Raw genomic sequence first — 18715 nt, 5'->3', positions numbered from 1 at the left:
TGCAAATGTTAAGGTTTAGAATAGCTTTACTGGCGAACGAATCTCTAGCTCTGCGAAAGTTGGGAAACAGTGGCACTATATTCACCTTTAAAAAAACACCTACGGATGACTTAGCTCACCTATTCAAGGTTAAATTGATTTACAATTCGCTATTCACAATAGAAAAATCTCTTATGCCTTATGAGAATAATCTTCAATCAAACAAATCACATGGAAAACTATGTTAGCTGACCTTTTTAGACCGGCCTGGAAAAGTAAATCTGTTGAAAAACGCCTGAAAGCAATTGCTGCTTTTGATAGCAACAATAAAGAGCATCAGGAAAAGCTCGTGCAACTGGCGACTAACGATGTGGATGTTAACGTCTGCATTGCAGCCATCCAGCAACTAAAGTCAGCACCGGCATTGCATGAAATATCCTTGCAGCATGGCAATGACAAAAAAACGCAAACGGTGTGTTCTGCGGCAGCAAAAAGGTTAGACGATTTAATGGGCGAAAGTGCCAGCCTAAACCCACAAGAATTCGATGATATGCTGAAACGCTATCCTGAATTGAGTGTACGTGTTGCGGCGCATGCAGAAACGCCTGAAGTGCGTGAGCAGGCGATACAAGGGCTTCCTTCTCAACAACTAATTGAGGTGCTTTCAGCGACAGCATTTACCGATTCACGCCAGCAAATTGCGAAAATGCTGACCGGCATTGAGACGCTTGAATCTGCGCGCAAGATTATTCGGGGCAAAGACAAGAATGCAGAGCGCATTATCAAAACCAAAATTGATGAGTGCAGAGAGCTTGAGCGCCAGCAGACAGAAAAACTAGAGACAGTTAATGAGCTGATTGAAGAAGTGGAATACCTCTCTAGTCGTGATGACTGGTTACCAGAGTTCATGCCAAGGTGTGTCGCGCATTGTAAACGTTGGGATAATCTAGATTTTGAAATCTCGAGTGAGTCTAAACAGCGTTATCAAGCCGCTAGAAATATTCTCGATGCACAATATAAGGATCGGTTAACGGTTAAAGTCACGCAAGAGTCACAACAAGAAATCGTGGATGAGCTTAAAAGCCTGCTCGAGAATGTCGCTGATCGAGACCTTGAAACATCGATTGAATTATTAGCTGAGACCAAAGAAAAGCACGAGGACATGCGTTTCAACTGGGATTCTTTAGCACTGATATCTTCACCTGATTTTGGATTGTTAAATGATTATCAACAGATGATCGCTGCTTTAAAAAGCGCGATTCAACTGGTGGAGCAGGTTGTCCCTTTATTTTCTCAAGGTTCTACTCAGGAAAATGCAGATTCTGAAAAGGATGAGACTGAAGTTAAGCATGCGCAACTGCAAAAACCTGTGCGCGCGTTGAGTTCGGCATTAAACAAATTAAACTGGCCATCTACATACGGTGTTTTGCAGTTAGAAACGGAATTGCAGGAGCAACTGGCGGAATGGACTGCGGCTAAAAAAGATGCCGCCGAAAGCTATGAGCGTCAACTAACACTGGTGCACAAAAATATAAGCTCCATCTTTCATTTTGCCAAAATAGGCAATCTGACAAGGGCAAAACAGATGTGTGTCAGGGTAGAAAAAGCGCTCGATAATTTTACGGGAAAGGATGCCGCAGCACTGAAAACGCGCTATGAAGAAGCCTTCGAAACACTCGGCGATATGGGTGATTGGAAGAGCTTTGCCACCGAACCCAAGTATGTTGAACTGTGTGAAAAAATGGAGCAATTGATTGGCTCTAAAACACACCCGGATAAGCTGTTTAACGAGATGAAAGCGCTACAACAGCAATGGAAAGAACTGGGTAATTCAGATATTTCAGAACAGTACTGGCCGCGTTTTAAAGAGGCTTCAGATAAGGTCTATCAACCGTGTGAAGTGTTCTTTAATGAGCGTCGAGAGTTACGCAAAAACAATCTGGCGCAACGTCAGAAGCATGTTGAAGAAATGCGCGAATTAGCTGAACAAAGCAAGCCAGAGAATAATCCCGATTATAAGGCTGTAGAAGCCAGTGTGCGCAGTATTAGCAGTCACTACACAAATATCAAAGATGTCGAACATAAAGCCGGTCAAAAACAATGGGAGCAATTTTCAACGTTTAAGGATCAGGTCTATGACAATTTAAATATTGAATACGATGCCAATATTGCACTTAAGCACGAGCTTATAAAACAAGCCGCGGCACTCGCAGAAGAAGATGCCAAAGAAGAAAATCTCACCGCATTAAAAACACTGCAACATCGATGGAAACAGATCGGTGTCACCAAGCGCAAGGATGATCAAAAAGCCTGGAAAGAATTCAAGAAGCAAGGGGACCAGGTTTTTGGCAAAATTCAGGAAGTGCGCCAAGGACAAAGAGCAGAAACTGATGAGCAATTGAATGCTTACAGAGACATCATCAAATCTATTCAGACACTGGCCAAAACAGCGACAGAGTTAAGCGAGGCTGATCATCAGTTTACTGAGTTACAGGCGAGTTATGTTGAATTGCCTGATTTACCAGAGCAATTACCTGAAAAATTAACTGAGGGCATTCAACGTGATTACCAAAATGCCTGTTCGCAATTTGATGAATGCCATGATCGGATTATCAATAATATTCGAAAAGGGCAACTGGAAGCACTGCGACGAAAAGCAGAACTTTGTACTCAACTGGAAGCATTGTATGCGTCTGCTGAGGAAAAGACTCCTGATGCGAAGCTGTTAAAAGACATTGAAAACCAATGGGATTCGATTACCTTAGATGATTCAGATTTTACCAAGAGAATCGAGGCACGTCGTAAATCTGCTGCAACACAAACGGATCGCAGTGAAGTCACAGCAGAGCGTCGATTGATGTGTATTAAACTGGAAATAGCCAAGGGTGCTGAAACCCCTGCCGAAGATAAATCGGAACGAATGAAATTCCAGCTAGAGCAGATGAATGAATCAGGTTTAGGTCTGCAAGCCTTGAACAATGCCGAACAATTGAAGAGCCTGGAATTGGATTGGTTATGTATGCCAGGCGCAGAACCGCAACAGCAACTAGCACTGGATAAACGCTTTTGGCGAGCATTCGAATCGAAATAGCGTTTCTATGCTTTTAGCATGACTGTATAAGCAGTTTTATATCTGGTACACGCAATAAAAGAAAAGAATTTAATTGATCACTGGCTGATCTTAACGAGTCCTTATTAGTTTTCTTTACTTTTCTTTTCTTTTCTTTTCTTTTATTGCGTTACGTTACTCATACGCGCGGGCAAATATTTTCTGACTTTCTCTCGTAGTTTCTTTTTACTTCCTTTTTGCCATTAGGCACCCCCGTACTTTTATGAGGTTTTTGCAAAACCTCACTCTTTGAGCAGTCGTCGTTACACTCCAATATTCTCTCGGCTGCGCTTGGCTAACTACTTTTTTTAAGTAAGTGTTTATTTATGCAATGTTATAATATAACATTTACGGCTTTTAATATTGCTGAGTTACTACTAAGTAATTGCTCTGACCTTAAATTAGAGCAACCAGCAATACTCAGATTTATAAAGCTAATAACGGTAAAATCTTATGATACAAACACTTACAGATAAATTCGCAATTGGTTTGTCACTACTTTGTGCGGCGCATTGTTTAGCATTTCCATTGGCAATGATCTGGCTGCCCAGTCTTGCTGCGTTACAACTTGATGGAGAATCTTTTCATCTATGGATGTTACTGGCTGTAATACCGACCAGTGTCTATGCATTGACCATGGGGTGTATGAAACACAAACGTTTCCAATTACTTGTTCTTGGTTTTATAGGTTTGGCACTGATGATTTCTGCTGTGTTATTCGAAGAGAGTGTGGGGGAATCAGGTGAAAAATGGCTGACAGTGATTGGCGCATCATTTATGGCGGTTGGACATTTCCTCAACTATCGATTGTGTCGGTCTCATCAGGGCGCTTGTGATTGCCCAGAGCATCAGTCAAAAGCATGAGGTTAGGTTAGATCAGATGTGTGATTTTGCAACGGTCGTTTCATAGCTTATTCACTATTTTTTTATATTAGGTCATCTATGGGTCTACTAATAGTAACGAGTGAATTACAATTCCCTTTTTGAAATTTTCTTGAACAATCGACTTTTTAAAGCACCGATCACCTTAAAAGATAATCTATGACTTCTAAAAATACCAATCACACTGAAATACGAGCAGTCTCTACCAATATAATCACGGGTTTTTTAGGCGTCGGTAAAACATCAACGATTTTACATCTGCTTAAGAATAAGCCCGCTGACGAACGTTGGGCCATTCTGGTCAATGAATTTGGCGAGATTGGTGTTGATGGCAGTTTACTTGAAGGTCAACAGCCTGAAGAAAGTGGCGTATACATTCGCGAAGTGCCAGGTGGTTGTATGTGCTGTGCCGCGGGTGTGCCCATGCAAATTGCTTTGAATCAATTATTGAAAAGTGCCACGCCTGATCGTTTGTTAATAGAGCCCACTGGGCTGGGACACCCGAAAGAAATTCTGGAAGTGCTTTCATCCGAACACTATCAACAAGTGCTGTCATTGCAAAAGACCATCACGCTGGTTGATGCTAGAAAATTATCGGATCAGCGTTACACAAGTCACGATATCTTTAATCAACAAATCGCCATAGCCGATACGGTTGTTGGAAACAAGTCGGATTTATACAGCGAAGGCGAGGGTGACGATAATGGCGACAAACAAAGGTTGATAGATTACGTCAAGCAGAAGGGTACAGAACTTGCGCAGGTGATATTTGCGCAACACGGAGATATCGGACTAGATACGTTAGCAGGACCCTCTTTAAGCAAGATTAAAATAGATGAAGATCATCATCACCATCATGGTCATAACGATAGGCCATTGCTTCCTGAAACGCCCATTCCCGAGTGCGGATTTATTAAAGCGGTCAATCAAGGTGAAGGTTTTCACAGTATCGGTTGGCGTTTTTCAGGTGAGACAATCTTCGATCACGACAAGCTAGTTGAGTTCGTCTGGAGTTGTACCGCCGAAAGAGTAAAGGCTGTGTTTATTACAGATAAAGGCTTTTATAGCTTCAATCTTGATACCGATGCTTTGACCGAAGTTGAGCTGCCTGTGTGTGATGAAAGCCGGATCGAAATTATTTCTGAACGCTTGAATGATAACCTTGAAGAAGCGTTGATGAGCTGTATTCTGACGTAATCTTGTGTTTAAAACATCTGCCTAAAAGCGATGAATAAAAGTAATGAATAAAAAAAGCCCCCAAAGTAGGGGGGTGACCTTAATCTTGCCAATCCCCGCTTTCTAAATATACCTGCAAGTCTTCTAACTGTTCCTGATTGAAAACAGGGATATGATTCTGCTCAAGCATAGACGTTGTTACGCCGACACCATCGCGTTTGGTTTTGGTAAAACTACCATCATATATTCTGTTACTGCCGCAAGAGGGGCTGTGCTCGGTTAGAATTGCAGCAACGCAGTCATTATCGAGTGCCATTTTTAAACTTTTTAATGCGCCTCTGATAAATGAATTGGTGACATCTTCGCCTTCTACATCAACTACACGAGACTTTCCGCTCAGTACCAGCTTGCCGTCGCCGGTTTGAATTTCTGCCGGAGCACGTGGCACAGGCATTCCGCCTTCAACCTCGGGGCATATGGCGATCAAACGATCCTGATCTAACCACTTCTTGATTAAAGGATGATCAATAAATAAGTCAGTGCCATCGTAGCGAACAGGATTACCCAAAAGGCAAGCGCTAATAAGGATGTTGGGGAGTTCGTCATGTTCTTCTGTATTTGTCATGGCGCTATTTTAACGTGCTTTTAGATTAAGAGTGCTGTTAAAAACAAATTAAAAGTGACGCTAATACACGCTATGGTCTAGAGTCGTCTTTCAGATGAACTAGTCCTAAACTCATGGTAAGAAGGGGTGGCTTTAGATTCAATTAGAGAACGATCTGGATGTGTTGTGATTCACAATCACGCATTTTTCAACAGGGTATTTTTTATAATGGCGAATAGCTTATATTCTGATTTGATGGAAACAGTTAACCCAACACGTGAAGATTACGAAGAAATTATCGCTTTCTATTCCACGCTCAACCGCAGAGATTTCGACCCGATTATCGAATGGAAAGGCGGCGAAACCATAGAAGACAATGTCAATTTCATGCGTTGGCCCATTTATGATCCATTGGTTAAAGACTTTTTGCGCGTTGCTGCAAAAGAATGCTGGCGTGATGATAGCTTTAATCAATTAATCATCAGCAGAATGATTAGCAGTGATGTGGTTGTTCAATGCGCTGACCTAACACAAGTTAAACAAATGCTGAGTTTCTGTGTGCGAGGAGATAAATTCATGAGTGAAGGTTATCTGGGAACCATGATCAAGGAAGGTCATATATCGCGGTTGTTACAACGGCTGGATAAACTCAAAAATAATGAAGGTTTTTAAGTACATATTCTATATTGCCAATGACGTCTTTAATTTTCCTTTAAATACTATTCGTCTGTTTTTTCAAGGCAAAAAAATAGCCTAGTCACATGGAGTAGGCTACTTTCTTTTCGGTGTTTTTATGTACAGTGCTGATTCAAATGCACATATCCCTTCGAGGGAAGCGATTATTTTCTACCGCTAACAGTCACTTCGTTATCAAACTTTTGTGTACGCTCGAACTTAGGCGTGTCGTAGTTCACTTTGTCAGTTGATGCAGATTCCGTAACAGCAGTGTCAGTAGCGAAAACGCCCTGATCGCTATCTTGTCCTGCGAATGCCGATTGACCTGCTAATAATGCAGTAAAAAGTGTGCTTGCGATGATTGCTTTAGTGTTCATGTTTAAATTCCTTTAATTTTTGTATGGAGTATTTGTTTAAATAATTGTGTTATTTGTTAGGGCTTATTTTCTGCCGCTAACAGTTACTTCGTTATCAAGATTTTGTGCGCCATTAAATTTTGGAGCGTCGTAGTTCACTTTGTCAGCTGATGCTGATTGTGTAACAGCAGTGTCAGTAGCGAAAACGCCTTGATCGTTATCTTGTCCAGCGAATGCAGATTGGCCAGCTAATAGTGCAGTAAAAAGTGTGCTTGCGATGATTGCTTTAGTGTTCATTTTTAATTTCCTTTAATTCAGTTTTATTTGGTTTTATTTAAATTGGTAGGAGTCATTTCCTGCCGATGAGAGAATATTAACTGTTGAATAAAAAAGGATAAATACCGATAATCGCAAATAATTATTCTCGTATTTAGAACAATAGGTGATGCATGGGTCAATTAGAAGATATGGAAGCTTTTGTGCGAGTTGTCGAGGCGGGTGGTATTGGTACAGCCGCAGAACAAATGGGCATCGCAAAGTCAGCCGTTAGCCGAAGATTGTCAGAATTAGAGGCGCGTTTGGGCGTCACGCTGATTAATCGTACAACGCGCACTCAAAAACTGAGTGATACCGGAGAACACTATTATTCACGCGCCTTGCAAATTATCAATGAGATGAGCGAGCTCAATAATATTACGTCAAACCCGGAATGTGATTTAAAAGGGACGATACGCATATCAGCGCCATTATCGTTTGGCTTGACTCACTTATCGCCAGCGCTGGATACCTTTTTTAAAGAACACCCTCAGCTAACGCTGGATATAGATTTTACAGACAATCAAATCGATCTGATTGGTGGAGGCTATGATCTGGCATTTCGCATCGGTGATCTGGATGATTCGAGTTTAAAAGCAAGACGTTTGTTTCCCGTTAGCTTCGCATTGTGCGCAAGCCCAAAATACCTGGGAGAACACGGCACACCGAAAGACCATGAAGCATTAAAAAATCATCAAGTGCTTAGGTATTCATTAGCGAGCAACACCACGTTAACACTGGTCGATAAAGATCAGCAGAAGCATCATGTCGCCACCAAGGGCAATATAATTGCAAATAATGGGGATTTTCTCTCCTTTATGGCAGCCGCTGGTCACGGGATTCTTTTTACCCCGACCTTTATTTCATGGGAATCATTAGCCATTGGCGACTTAGTGCCGATTTTGCAAGACTATCAATTACCAAAGATGAATGCTTATGCTGTCTACCCACAATCTCGCACCCTTTCTCGTCGTACTCGTTTATTAATCGACTTTTTGGTTGAACGCTTTGGTGATAATCCTTATTGGGATCAGAACTAGAATACGCATAGCAACAAATAAACAGTAAAAAAACGCCTCAAAGTAGGGGGGTGCCAAAGTTTTACAGACATACTCTTAGTTCTCTAGTTTGTTATCTAGTATGTTATATAGCTTGTCATTTAGTGTTAATTACAGCTTGATAAGTAGCTACGCTATACTCAAAAACAATTAGCCTGTAGACTGCGCACCCTCAATTCTTATACCCCTCCGGACATTCCTTTGATTTCCACAGCAAACATCACCATGCAATTTGGCTCTGAGCCTTTGTTTGAAAACATTTCAGCTAAATTTGATAACGGCAACCGCTACGGTTTAATCGGAGCCAACGGCTGCGGTAAATCAACCTTGATGAAAATCATGAGCGGTGAACTCGAGCCAACCTCAGGTAATGTTTCGATCACACCGGGCGAAAAGATGGGAACCCTGAGTCAGGATCAATTCGCCTTTGAAAAATACAGTGTGATTGATGCCGTAATTATGGGTGACAAAGCGCTGTGGGACATAAAATGCGAACGCGAACGCATCTACGCTTTACCTGAAATGTCTGATGCCGATGGTATGAAAGTCGGAGAACTCGAGTCAGAATTTGCTGAGATGGATGGTTACACTGCAGAAAGTCGCGCGGGCGATATTCTACTGAATGCGGGTATTGAAGAAGAACTGCATTTTGGTCTGATGAGTGAAGTCGCTCCGGGTCGAAAGTTACGTGTGCTGTTGGCACAGGCGTTATTTGCCAATCCTGATATTTTGTTACTGGATGAGCCAACCAACAATCTGGATATCGATACAATCAACTGGTTGAGCATCGAGCTTAATAAGCGCACCTGTACCATGGTGATCATCTCTCATGATAGACACTTCTTGAATTCGGTATGCACTCACATGGCGGATATTGATTATGGTGAGCTTCGTATCTATCCGGGTAATTATGAATACTTCCTCGCGGCTTCAAGCCTCATTCGCGAACAATTACTCGCAGGTAACAGCAAGAAAAGCGCTGAAATTGAAGAGTTACAAGACTTCGTGAATCGCTTTGGCGCAAATGCATCTAAAGCGAAGCAGGCAAGTTCTCGCGCGAAAAAACTGGATAAAATTAAGCTCGATGAAGTGAAATCATCAAGCAGAATGACGCCGATACTCAATTTTACCCAACACAAAAAATTACACCGTAATGCTTTGTTGTTAGAAGACTTATCGCATGGTTTTAACGAAGAAACTTTGTTTGCCAGTGACGACTTTATTCTCGAAGCAGGTTCACGCTTGGCGGTTCTCGGAGAAAACGGTACCGGTAAAACCACCTTTCTGCGTTGTCTAATGGAGCAACTCACTCCCAAAAGCGGCAGCTTTAAATGGTCCGAAAACGCTGTGGTTGGTTACTGTCCACAAGATAACACTCTGGATTTTGATAACGACTTAACGCTGTTTGACTGGATGATGCAATGGCGAACACCTAAGCATGATGATCTCAAAGTGCGTGGTTTATTAGGTCGTTTACTGTTTACTGAAGATGACTTTTTAAAGAAAGCCCGCGTCTGTTCAGGTGGTGAGAAAAATCGTTTGTTATTTGGTAAACTCATGATGCAAGACACCAACGTTTTGATTATGGATGAGCCCACCAACCACATGGATATGGAAGCCATCGAAGCATTAAATAATGCGTTGAAAGTGTATGAAGGCACCTTGATTTTTGTAAGTCATGACCGCGAATTCGTATCCACACTGGCCAACCGCGTACTGGAAATCAAAGATAGAAAGATGATTGCTTTTGAAGGCACTTATGACGAATACAGGCAAAGTAGAGGTCAAGTATGAGTGAGAAAAGTAGCGACAAAGAAAATCCATACATAAACAACCCATTACATGGCGTTGGTTTAAAAACAGTATTAGAAGAATTGGTCAGTCATTATGGCTTCGATATTCTTTATGCTTACCTAAACATCAAATGTTTTAAGATAAACCCAAGTATTGCCGCCAGCGCCAAGTTTTTAAAGAAAACCGATTGGGCGCGCGAAAAAGTTGAAGTGTTTTACTTGTATCAATATAAAAATTTACCGGGTGTCTCTTCTGAGCAATTCAAGTTGCCACCAAGAGAACGCATTGTGCCGGAGCATCATAAACCAGGTGAGCCAGCCAAATTAAGCATTGAAGACGGTGAAAAATTACAGCAGAAACGCGCTAACAATGCAGCAAGCAGAAATAGCTATACAGGTGAGCGCAAAGGGTCGAGCAAGGCATATAACGAACGACGTAGCGCAGGGCATTATAAATCTTGGGATAATCGTTTCGATGGCGCTAATGATATTAATGATGATTCGGATAATGTGAATCCGGCACCACCCAAAGATCCCTGGGGTAATTTCAAGCCGAAAAAGTAGTTTCTGATGACTGCTGAAAACCGACCAACGTCTTGATTGAACCAGCAGATATCAGGCGATTCTGAGGCTGTTTGAGCTATAGCTTGAGCTGTAAAAAGTATAAGAGCTCTCATCCATTTTCTTCGACTCATACATCGCCGCATCTGCATGGCTCAATAAATCCTTTTGTGTGACGCCGTCATACGGATACATTGCCACACCTATGCTCACATGCTGGTAGATCTCATTGTCATTGATCATGAACGGAATATTTAATTCGCTAACTAACTCGTTCAATAGGGCTCGAACTTCTTGATGATTCTTAACATCCGCTAAAACAATAACAAATTCATCGCCACCTAAGCGACCCACAAGATCAACTTTACGCACTGAATGTTGTAGTCGCTCAGCCACAGACTTTAAGAGTGAATCGCCAACACTATGACCGAATGTGTCGTTGATTGATTTGAAATCATTAAAGTCGATAAATAAAACGGCAGCACTCTGGTCATTGCTTTTACTCTCGGTCAGAATTTCTGGAAGGCGCTCAAAGACTAAATTACGATTGGGTAAACCCGTTAAAGGATCGTATAAGGCCAATTGCATGAGTTTTTCTTCGGTGAGTTTGCGCAACTCTATTTCACGTTTTAATTCCCAATTCAGCTCTTTAAGTTTTGATACATTTGGTAACCAGCGTTTAAACCCAATGAAGAGAAAGAATAAGCCTAAAAGTACCCCGATAAATTTTTCCAGAAAGGCTTGAGCAGGGGTATCACCTATCACAACTAAATGATTTAACTGCGGAAAATTATCAGTAATATCAATCAGTAAACCGAATAACATGAGAGTGAAACCGATAAGGATATAATTACCCGCAGCATCGGAATTCGACTTGTTTTTGACACGCAGGTTGTAGACAAACATCCAGAGGATGATTCCAACAATAACGGCATTTAATGTTTCTAAAAATATATCAGTCATTTGTTCGCTTATTTTACTTATTATGAATAGGCTTTTTTAGATGTTATGCATTGCATGCAAAATAGATTTTTTTCAATATAAAGTAAAGTTGAAGAAACTTCAAAAATTAATAGATGAACGCGGCAATTATTCGACAATAACTCGACAATAAAACTAATTTATTTCAGTGAGATAGAGGATTTTGACTGAATGTTATGGCGACTTAAGTGAGCTTGCTGAAGTAAGTTGTTATTGAAATTGGAGTTATTTTCTTCAGTATCATTTTTTCAGTGCTGGTTATTGTTTCCGAAACTGATCTGTTACAAGTTATAAGTTATTGCTACTGACTATGCTCAGAAACACACTTTCCATGATCACTTAGCGAGCTTAAAACATAGCAATGACCTATTTGACCATCTCCCTGACAGTGGTTGGTGATTCTGAGTAGTTCGGTTTCCAGTCGTTGCAGACTGGCAATTTTAGCTTGAGTATCAGTGAGTTGCTTGCGGGCAATGCTATTCGCTTCAGCGCATATTTTATCTGGGTGCTGGTTTAGCTCAATCAGTGTTCCAATCGCTTCTATCGAAAAGCCTAAGTCGCGTGCATGACGGATAAATCCTAGACGTTCCAGTTCTGATTCACTATAACGCCTTTGGTTTCCTTCCGTACGCACTGCCGGATCAATCAAACCGATTTGTTCATAGTAGCGAATGGTGGGTACTTTAACGCCCGTTTTTTTCGAAAGTGTACCGATAGAAAACATAAAATACTCCTTGAACCTCTAGTGACTAGAGAGAATATACTATTGCCTCACACGAGTAAAAAGAGGTTAAAAAATGTCTGGATGTTGTGGGCACGATGCCAAGTTTGATGGCGTATCTGACGACTATAAACGTAGGCTCTGGATTGTCATTGCAATTAATGCGGTGATGTTTTTTGTCGAAATGGGTGCTGGTCGTTTGGCACAATCGCAGGCATTGAAGGCTGATGCATTGGATTTTCTGGGAGATGCGTTCACTTACGGTATTTCACTGGCAGTCATAGGAGCGTCAATTCAGGCGCGCACCAATGCGGCTATGTTTAAAGGCATCAGCCTTCTATTGGTCGGATTGTGGGTTTTTGGATCGACCGTGTACCGCATCTTTTATACTGAGGTTCCAACCGCTGAAATCATGGGTGTTATCGGCTTTTTGGCATTAGTTGCCAACCTTGCGAGTGTACTAATTCTGATGAAATACAAAGATGGTGATGCCAATGTACGATCGGTATGGCTGTGTTCCCGTAACGATGCAATAGGTAATGTGGCTGTCATGTTTGCGGCACTGGGAGTATGGGGTACCACGACAGCATGGCCTGATCTTATTGTAGCTAGTCTTATGGCGGGCTTATTTTTATCATCAGCGTATCAGATTTTGACTCAGGCGCTAGATGAGCGTCGCGTAGCAGAAACAAGCCAGTGCGAACTTGATAATTAGAATGACTTGGAACATTTTAGTAAAAACCATAAGGTTCGAGCAAAGACCATCATGCCGAGGAAACACTTATCTAAAAAAGTGCCTCAAAGTAGGGGGGTGACTTTTTAACGTGTATGGACTGCCTGGAAATCTCGCTAAATTGGATTTAATTGATCGTGATTAGCTTTCAATGCGTTGTAAAAATGCGTTGTAAAAATCTATTGTTTTCATTGATGCTGGAAAGGATAAGGCATTGATCTAGATAAGTTTATATTCTACGAATTCATAGTGACTATTCTATGGGATCAAAAAACCAGAAAATAGTGCAACTGTTCATCTGAATTAGATCGACTCACGACTAAATATTAGTAACAATAGTTTACAAGCAAAATACCAAAATAGATTTGCTTCATAATATTAAAAATAATCGGCTATTTGTATTTAATGAACGCTATCATTCAGCACATAGAAAAAGAAGGCATGCCTGTTTTCTGGCAGTTCGTGTCTGCGTGTCTGGTTTTAAATACATTCATTATGCCTTTCTTATTCAGTAACCAGAACTTGGTTTATAGTCTACTGGTGATAGCTTCCCCGCCTTTTATTATTGGATTATATGTAGGCTTTAATAAACACAAAGAAAAAAGCATACCGCGTCTCGTGTTGGTTGGAGGCGTAGCAATTGTTGGTATTGGGGCAAGCTTACATAATTTAATCTATTTCAAGTTTCCTATTTCTACCCACTTTGCTCTCATGTTTGAAGAAGTAGGTATGATATTGATCGCAATATTTGCTTACATTCACATGTTGATGTTTGAAAAGAAGTTCAATATCAAGGGTTTAGCTATTGATTTTAGTTTGCTCGTAATTTCAGGTTTATTTGTATTTTTACTTGTTTCACCCAATGCACTGCACACACTGTTTTATATATTCGATTTTGATCAACAAATACTGGTGTTCAACTTATTCATAGGTAGCACAATATTATGTATGTCTTTTATACATTACTTGCTTACCAAGAGTATCGGTTTAACAGATGGTATTAGAACTCTGTTAACCATACTTCTGGTTATTCATTTTAGTCTTGAAATGTTACTTAGCTTTGAGAAAGGCAACAATCCACTCTTGATGAATACCTTGTCTCGAAGCACACTTTATCTGGCTGGCGCACTTGCTATTGCCTTTGTGTTCTTAGAGAAAATGTCATTAGATTACCCAGCAATAGCGCCAACCCGATTAGGTAATTTATTCATGTGGGTGTCGAGTATTTTTGCGATTATCGCTATTCCGCTTGGCCTTGTTATCAGGTCTGCACTAGATGCGCCGCCGCTTGATCTTTTTATCGTTGGAATGACCAGTATTCTAATTAGTAGTATCGTGATTTGGCGTATCATTATTTTAATTAAAAATTCAAATCAACAGAAAAAACGTTTGAATTCTCTGATGCAAACAAGTTCTTTAACTGGCCTTCCAAATTATCAAGGTTATCTCGAGCAACTGACCTTTTCAGAGTTAGAAAATATATTAGTCATCCATATTAATATCGAAGATTTTAAATCGATCAACGATTTATATGGCAGAGACGCGGGTGACGAAGTCCTGAAAAGCCTTGGGCAAAGATTAAAACAATTACCCAAAAGTCTTTTGGCTGCTCACATCCAGTCTGACCAGTTTCTAGTTGCCTTTCATTGTAAAAAAATAGACGTCAAAGCATTGATAGAAACGATCCAGGAAGATCTGGGTATCTGGGATACTCTGCAAGGTAAGTGGATTGCTGTGCCACTCACGATTGGCGCGAGTCATAGTGAAGTACTGAATCCGGAAAAGCTTGCGAAACAGGCTGAAATTGCGCTGAAAAAAGCAAGAAAAGAACATTCGTCGTTTGCACTTTATAGTGAAGAGAAAACACGCTATCAAATCCCGCGTCATGAGCTTCGGCAGATTCTCCAGCAATCGGTAGATGATGATTATCTACCGGTACACTTTCAGCCTATTTACGACCTGAAAGACGGCACCTTAAAATCGCTAGAACTACTCATTAGAGTCGATTCAAAAGAGCATGGTTTATTACTGCCAGGGCAATTTCTGGAGCAAGCAAAATCTTATGCACTGTTAACCTCCTTAACTCAAATTTGTATCAAGATGATAGCAAAGCATAGCCATGAGTTAGGTGATATTACTATCAACGTTAACCTTCCTCCTTACATGCTAAAAAGCGCCAAGTTACTTAAAAACTTCATACAACTATTTGAAGATGAGAAATTAGATCCTAAAAGATTTTGCATTGAAATCACCGAAGATGAAGAGATTTCTGCGCATGAATTAATTCCGGCGATTAAAACATTGAGGGAGCAAGGCTTCTCGATTGCGATGGATGATTTCGGAACAGGCTACTCTTCTTTAGACAGGCTCTCTGTACTAGAAGTTGATACCGTGAAAATTGATAGAAGCATATTGTTAACCGCTGAAACAGGAAATACGACTATTCTGGAATGGGCTATTTCTTTAACCAAACGACTAGGTGTATCTGTTGTGGTGGAGGGCGTTGAGACCTTAGAGCAATTATCGCTGATAAAGCTACTAGGAGCAGATTCTGTTCAAGGCTTCCTTTATTCAAAACCTGTTCCCGCGTTTCAAATAAAAGATATCGCCCTTAATTCGAATGATATTAAAGTCACTTAGTATCTAAGCGAATAAAATCATTACTCAAAAACCCCCCTATTTAAAGCGCTTTATAAAAAAAGGGTTCCGCAAAGCATAAATTCTATTTACGATTTCAAACAACAAAAACGTAATATCATTCAAAGTAGGGGGGGGGCTTTTGTAATTAATGATTATTTTTTATTCTTAAAATCTTGCGATAAAAAGCTCAAGAAATCACGAATCGTTTTTAAACTGAGCTCAGCACTTTTCATGTGGTTTTCTAAATGAGCCACCTCATGTTCCTGCTGTACTTGTTCACGACGATCAAGTTCTAGTTTTAGCTCGTCCAATGTTTTTTCCGTTTCTACAACAAGTGCTCGTAAGCGGTCATTGGTTAAGATGTGAATGTTTTCCATAATATTTTCCTCGCTTAAATTATGCTGCTAATACCGAGACATGCACCCGGGATGACAAAGAACACGCCTAGTATATAACCTAAAGCAACCATTTTATTCTCGGCAGCTGTAGCACCTAACCATTCAGCAGCTCTGACAGGAAGATATCGTAAGAAGGGGAGCCCATAAATGATAACTACACCAAGAATATTGTAAGTAAGATGAATAAATGCAATTTGCAAAGCTGCTTCTGCATTACCCGTTACGGCGGTTGCTGCCAATACTGCGGTGACGCAGGTTCCGATATTCGCACCCAAGGTAAATGGATAGATCTGGCGTAAATTAAATGCGCCTGAACCAGCTAAAGGTACCATTAGAGAGGTCGTGGTAGATGACGACTGCACCAATACAGTGACTAATGTACCAGAGAAAATTCCAGAGATAGGTCCACGGCCGATTGCTGTATGCATAATATCTTTAGCTTTACCTACCATAAGTTTTTTCAGTAATCTACCCACTAGGGTGATAGATAAGAAGATTAATGCGATACCGAAAACAATTAATGCAATCCCCCCGATTTGATCGCCAAATCCTTCAACGGCGCCTTTTGCTGTTTTAACGACCGGGGCAGTTGCAGCTTTAACAAAATTGAATCCACCCATTGAAGTATCTCCAGCGCCATAGAAGAAACTAGATAACCAAGAACCTATTTTCTCTAAAAAGCCGAACATGATTTCAAGCGGAAGAAAGATAACAACAGAGAACAAGTTGAAAAAGTCATGCACGGTCGCTGCTGCAAAAGCGCGTTTGAATTCTTCTTTTGCACGAACGTGTCCCAAAGAGACAATCGTATTGGTAATAGACGTACCAATGTTCGCACCCATCACCATCGGTACAGCAACCGCAACAGGCAAACCGCCTGCAACTAAACCAACGATGATTGCGGTAACAGTAGAAGAGGACTGGATTAACGCAGTTGCTACAGTGCCAATCACTAATCCTGCAAATGGATTGCTAGCAAAAGCAAAAAGCTCTTTGGCGTGATCACCTGTCGCTAGTTTAAACCCTCCACCAATCATGCCTACAGCACAGATTAATAAGTAAACGAGAAAAGCCACCATCGCCCATTGCAACAGATGACTTTTCGTTTCTTCTGAGGTGCTTAGCTCTGAAGTATTTAGATTAGACATAATTGCCTCCTTAAAAAGTAGAAGCAAGAATTCTAAAGAGCCATTATTAAGGATTAATGACAGGTAGGAAATTAATAAAAATCATTCTCATTTGATAAAAAAATATCCATGACTACACCAGTTAGGGATGAATGATGAATAGTCGAAGGATGTTTATTTTTGGTAAGGAGGAAAAGAGCAAAATAAGGTTAGAGATTTTAAAGCAATTTGATCGACCCATTTAAAAGATAGAAATGGGTCGATCCGTGTAGTTACTGTTTAATGTGATTTAACAGCCGCTACTACATATTCCCTTGCTATCGAAAGACATCGTACGGCCACTCAATGGAACATGAACTGCAGCCTCAGACTCCTCTTTAAATAAAGCCAGACGTGATCCTTCGATGATTTTTCCACCCGCGGTTGAAGGTTGATTAGCATGCGAAGGAATGATTGATTGAGGTTTAATGAGTTTATTAACAACCCACGCTGCTTCTTTAGGGCCTGTGGTAAAGGTATCGCCGATATTAATTACCACCAATTTTGCCTTGTAGTAATCACCCACTACCGTCTCTTGTTCGGCGGTGATTCCAGTATCTCCAGACAGGTATGTCACTAAGCCATTAGAGAAGGTAATTATATAACCCGTTGGAGGTCCTGCATAGGCTGTAAGACCTGATGCTTCGAGCATTTCCCCGAGTTTTCCACCAATAAATTGCCCCGATACACCATTAGAGTGAGCCGCAGGAACTGTGGTAATAGTGACGCCATTAACCATGGTTGATGCGCCAAAACGCACAAGTTGTGAATTCTTGGGATCACCACCCAGTTTTTTGAGTTTCTTCGCGAAGAACTTTGGCATTTCGCTGCCGGTGATTATTTTTGCGCCTTTAGCGTGCGCTATTTTAGCCGCACTTGTACTGGGAAGGGCATTCACCGGAAATTGAGTATCTTTGCATTCACCTTTACCGGGGCTACCGATGTGCTTGTCTCCGACATGATCACCGTGCATGTGGCTAATGAGTACCACATCGATTTTACCCAATCTTTTATCATCCACTCCCGCTACTGTTCTTCCAGGATCATACAATAAACGTGTTCCATCTGGGTCTTCCAGAATCATGGCTCGGTCTAACTGGCAGAATTCACCATCCATACTGCCTAAAGGCGTCACTTTAACATCAGCAGCCATTGCTGATTGGGCGGATAAGCTGACAGCTAAGGTGAAAGTCGAAAGCGATAGGGCTGAAAATAGTGGGCGTAAGTTTAATTTCATGCAGGTGACCTCTGTTTGATTAGATTTAGACGAGTCTATGCTTTAGCAATTGGCCATTCAAATAACCATAGTAAAAGGAACGATTGCCTTTTTTCAATGAAGAATAATGACGCCTGTTCAAATAATTGTAATGACACCCCCCCTACTTATAGCCTGTTTTTTATAGGAAGCGTTTCATGGTTTTTACATTTTTTTTACAAAAAACGCACAATTAATTTTTATTATTCGCATAAACTTGAATTTGAATAGGTTGCGAACTGACATTTATACTTTGTGGGAGAAGTAGTGATGATAAAAATATTCTGTGTAAAGCAATTGCGGTATCTGGTTT

At 40.8% G+C, this 18715-nt stretch carries 17 protein-coding genes; 9 read left to right on the top strand and 8 right to left on the bottom strand.

Annotated features, from left to right (window positions below; all coding sequences use genetic code 11):
- Positions 1-220 precede the first annotated feature (220 nt).
- From OO007_RS13335 to OO007_RS13325, 3 genes are all read left to right on the top strand, one after another.
- Positions 221-3070 carry a DUF349 domain-containing protein gene (locus OO007_RS13335; RefSeq protein WP_325809176.1) on the top strand — a complete coding sequence of 950 codons (2850 nt, stop codon included), beginning with the start codon at positions 221-223 and terminating at the stop codon, positions 3068-3070.
- 471 nt (positions 3071-3541) lie between these two features.
- Entirely contained in the window at positions 3542-3952 is a 411-nt protein-coding gene (locus OO007_RS13330) for a MerC domain-containing protein (RefSeq protein ID WP_325809175.1), read from the top strand.
- Between the two features lie 177 nt (positions 3953-4129).
- The gene (locus OO007_RS13325) at positions 4130-5167 is read left to right on the top strand and encodes a CobW family GTP-binding protein (RefSeq protein ID WP_325809174.1); all 1038 of its coding nucleotides are present in this window, start codon (positions 4130-4132) and stop codon (positions 5165-5167) included.
- A gap of 79 nt (positions 5168-5246) precedes the next feature.
- On the opposite strand, the gene OO007_RS13320 is transcribed toward OO007_RS13325, so the two are convergent.
- Complete coding sequence (locus tag OO007_RS13320; RefSeq protein ID WP_325809173.1) at positions 5247-5771, bottom strand: DUF523 domain-containing protein; 525 nt, start codon at positions 5769-5771, stop codon at positions 5247-5249.
- 207 nt (positions 5772-5978) lie between these two features.
- Here OO007_RS13320 and OO007_RS13315 point away from each other — a divergent pair, with 207 nt between their 5' ends.
- Positions 5979-6422, top strand: a complete 444-nt coding sequence (locus tag OO007_RS13315; RefSeq protein ID WP_325809172.1) for a DUF6508 domain-containing protein — start codon at positions 5979-5981, stop codon at positions 6420-6422.
- Between the two features lie 167 nt (positions 6423-6589).
- Here the strand turns inward: OO007_RS13315 and OO007_RS13310 are convergent, their stop codons facing one another.
- Together OO007_RS13310 and OO007_RS13305 are read right to left on the bottom strand one after the other, a co-directional pair.
- The gene (locus OO007_RS13310) at positions 6590-6802 is read right to left on the bottom strand and encodes a hypothetical protein (protein WP_325809171.1); all 213 of its coding nucleotides are present in this window, start codon (positions 6800-6802) and stop codon (positions 6590-6592) included.
- A 63-nt stretch (positions 6803-6865) separates the two neighbouring features.
- The gene (locus tag OO007_RS13305; protein WP_325809170.1) at positions 6866-7078 is read right to left on the bottom strand and encodes a hypothetical protein; all 213 of its coding nucleotides are present in this window, start codon (positions 7076-7078) and stop codon (positions 6866-6868) included.
- Between the two features lie 152 nt (positions 7079-7230).
- Here OO007_RS13305 and OO007_RS13300 point away from each other — a divergent pair, with 152 nt between their 5' ends.
- From OO007_RS13300 to OO007_RS13290, 3 genes are all read left to right on the top strand, one after another.
- Complete coding sequence (locus OO007_RS13300; protein WP_325809169.1) at positions 7231-8136, top strand: LysR family transcriptional regulator; 906 nt, start codon at positions 7231-7233, stop codon at positions 8134-8136.
- 219 nt (positions 8137-8355) lie between these two features.
- Entirely contained in the window at positions 8356-9948 is a 1593-nt protein-coding gene (locus tag OO007_RS13295) for an ABC-F family ATPase (protein ID WP_325809168.1), read from the top strand.
- Positions 9945-10511, top strand: coding sequence for a VF530 family DNA-binding protein (locus tag OO007_RS13290; protein WP_325809167.1), 567 nt, complete (start codon positions 9945-9947; stop codon positions 10509-10511). Before OO007_RS13295 ends, OO007_RS13290 begins: the two co-directional genes overlap by 4 nt.
- Positions 10512-10562: 51 nt before the next feature.
- Here OO007_RS13290 and OO007_RS13285 read toward each other — a convergent pair whose 3' ends face one another.
- Entirely contained in the window at positions 10563-11471 is a 909-nt protein-coding gene (locus tag OO007_RS13285; RefSeq protein ID WP_325809166.1) for a GGDEF domain-containing protein, read from the bottom strand.
- 319 nt (positions 11472-11790) lie between these two features.
- Positions 11791-12213 (bottom strand): MerR family transcriptional regulator, encoded by a 423-nt coding sequence (locus OO007_RS13280; protein WP_325809165.1) that lies wholly within the window; start codon positions 12211-12213, stop codon positions 11791-11793.
- A gap of 73 nt (positions 12214-12286) precedes the next feature.
- Here OO007_RS13280 and OO007_RS13275 point away from each other — a divergent pair, with 73 nt between their 5' ends.
- Together OO007_RS13275 and OO007_RS13270 are read left to right on the top strand one after the other, a co-directional pair.
- Positions 12287-12925, top strand: a complete 639-nt coding sequence (locus tag OO007_RS13275; RefSeq protein ID WP_325809164.1) for a cation diffusion facilitator family transporter — start codon at positions 12287-12289, stop codon at positions 12923-12925.
- 423 nt (positions 12926-13348) lie between these two features.
- Positions 13349-15583 carry an EAL domain-containing protein gene (locus tag OO007_RS13270; protein ID WP_325809163.1) on the top strand — a complete coding sequence of 745 codons (2235 nt, stop codon included), beginning with the start codon at positions 13349-13351 and terminating at the stop codon, positions 15581-15583.
- Positions 15584-15735: 152 nt separating this feature from the next.
- On the opposite strand, the gene OO007_RS13265 is transcribed toward OO007_RS13270, so the two are convergent.
- The 3 genes from OO007_RS13265 to OO007_RS13255 all read right to left on the bottom strand — a co-directional run bounded on the left by OO007_RS13265 (position 15736) and on the right by OO007_RS13255 (position 18384).
- Positions 15736-15960, bottom strand: a complete 225-nt coding sequence (locus OO007_RS13265) for a hypothetical protein (protein ID WP_325809162.1) — start codon at positions 15958-15960, stop codon at positions 15736-15738.
- 14 nt (positions 15961-15974) lie between these two features.
- A complete protein-coding gene (locus tag OO007_RS13260; RefSeq protein ID WP_131907179.1) occupies positions 15975-17129 on the bottom strand; it encodes a Na/Pi symporter in 1155 nt (384 codons plus the stop codon).
- A 268-nt stretch (positions 17130-17397) separates the two neighbouring features.
- Complete coding sequence (locus OO007_RS13255; RefSeq protein WP_325809161.1) at positions 17398-18384, bottom strand: MBL fold metallo-hydrolase; 987 nt, start codon at positions 18382-18384, stop codon at positions 17398-17400.
- Positions 18385-18715: the final 331 nt, after the last annotated feature.

This window comes from Cocleimonas sp. KMM 6892 (assembly GCF_035798195.1).
GTDB lineage: Bacteria > Pseudomonadota > Gammaproteobacteria > Thiotrichales > Thiotrichaceae > Cocleimonas > Cocleimonas flava.
The sequence above is the reverse complement of the archived record's forward strand: the minus strand, read 5'-3'. Positions and strand labels throughout refer to the sequence as shown.

Bases quoted from the DNA above. Each gene is read 5' to 3' on its own strand.
- OO007_RS13310 (WP_325809171.1), bottom strand. From the start codon at position 6,802: ATGAACACTAAAGCAATCATCGCAAGCACACTTTTTACTGCATTATTA.
- OO007_RS13300 (WP_325809169.1), top strand. From the start codon at position 7,231: ATGGGTCAATTAGAAGATATGGAAGCTTTTGTGCGAGTTGTCGAGGCG.
- OO007_RS13260 (WP_131907179.1), bottom strand. From the start codon at position 17,129: ATGTCTAATCTAAATACTTCAGAGCTAAGCACCTCAGAAGAAACGAAA.
- OO007_RS13270 (WP_325809163.1), top strand. From the start codon at position 13,349: ATGAACGCTATCATTCAGCACATAGAAAAAGAAGGCATGCCTGTTTTC.
- OO007_RS13320 (WP_325809173.1), bottom strand. From the start codon at position 5,771: ATGACAAATACAGAAGAACATGACGAACTCCCCAACATCCTTATTAGC.
- OO007_RS13290 (WP_325809167.1), top strand. From the start codon at position 9,945: ATGAGTGAGAAAAGTAGCGACAAAGAAAATCCATACATAAACAACCCA.
- OO007_RS13275 (WP_325809164.1), top strand. From the start codon at position 12,287: ATGTCTGGATGTTGTGGGCACGATGCCAAGTTTGATGGCGTATCTGAC.
- OO007_RS13305 (WP_325809170.1), bottom strand. From the start codon at position 7,078: ATGAACACTAAAGCAATCATCGCAAGCACACTTTTTACTGCACTATTA.
- OO007_RS13280 (WP_325809165.1), bottom strand. From the start codon at position 12,213: ATGTTTTCTATCGGTACACTTTCGAAAAAAACGGGCGTTAAAGTACCC.
- OO007_RS13330 (WP_325809175.1), top strand. From the start codon at position 3,542: ATGATACAAACACTTACAGATAAATTCGCAATTGGTTTGTCACTACTT.
- OO007_RS13325 (WP_325809174.1), top strand. From the start codon at position 4,130: ATGACTTCTAAAAATACCAATCACACTGAAATACGAGCAGTCTCTACC.
- OO007_RS13265 (WP_325809162.1), bottom strand. From the start codon at position 15,960: ATGGAAAACATTCACATCTTAACCAATGACCGCTTACGAGCACTTGTT.
- OO007_RS13315 (WP_325809172.1), top strand. From the start codon at position 5,979: ATGGCGAATAGCTTATATTCTGATTTGATGGAAACAGTTAACCCAACA.
- OO007_RS13255 (WP_325809161.1), bottom strand. From the start codon at position 18,384: ATGAAATTAAACTTACGCCCACTATTTTCAGCCCTATCGCTTTCGACT.
- OO007_RS13285 (WP_325809166.1), bottom strand. From the start codon at position 11,471: ATGACTGATATATTTTTAGAAACATTAAATGCCGTTATTGTTGGAATC.
- OO007_RS13335 (WP_325809176.1), top strand. From the start codon at position 221: ATGTTAGCTGACCTTTTTAGACCGGCCTGGAAAAGTAAATCTGTTGAA.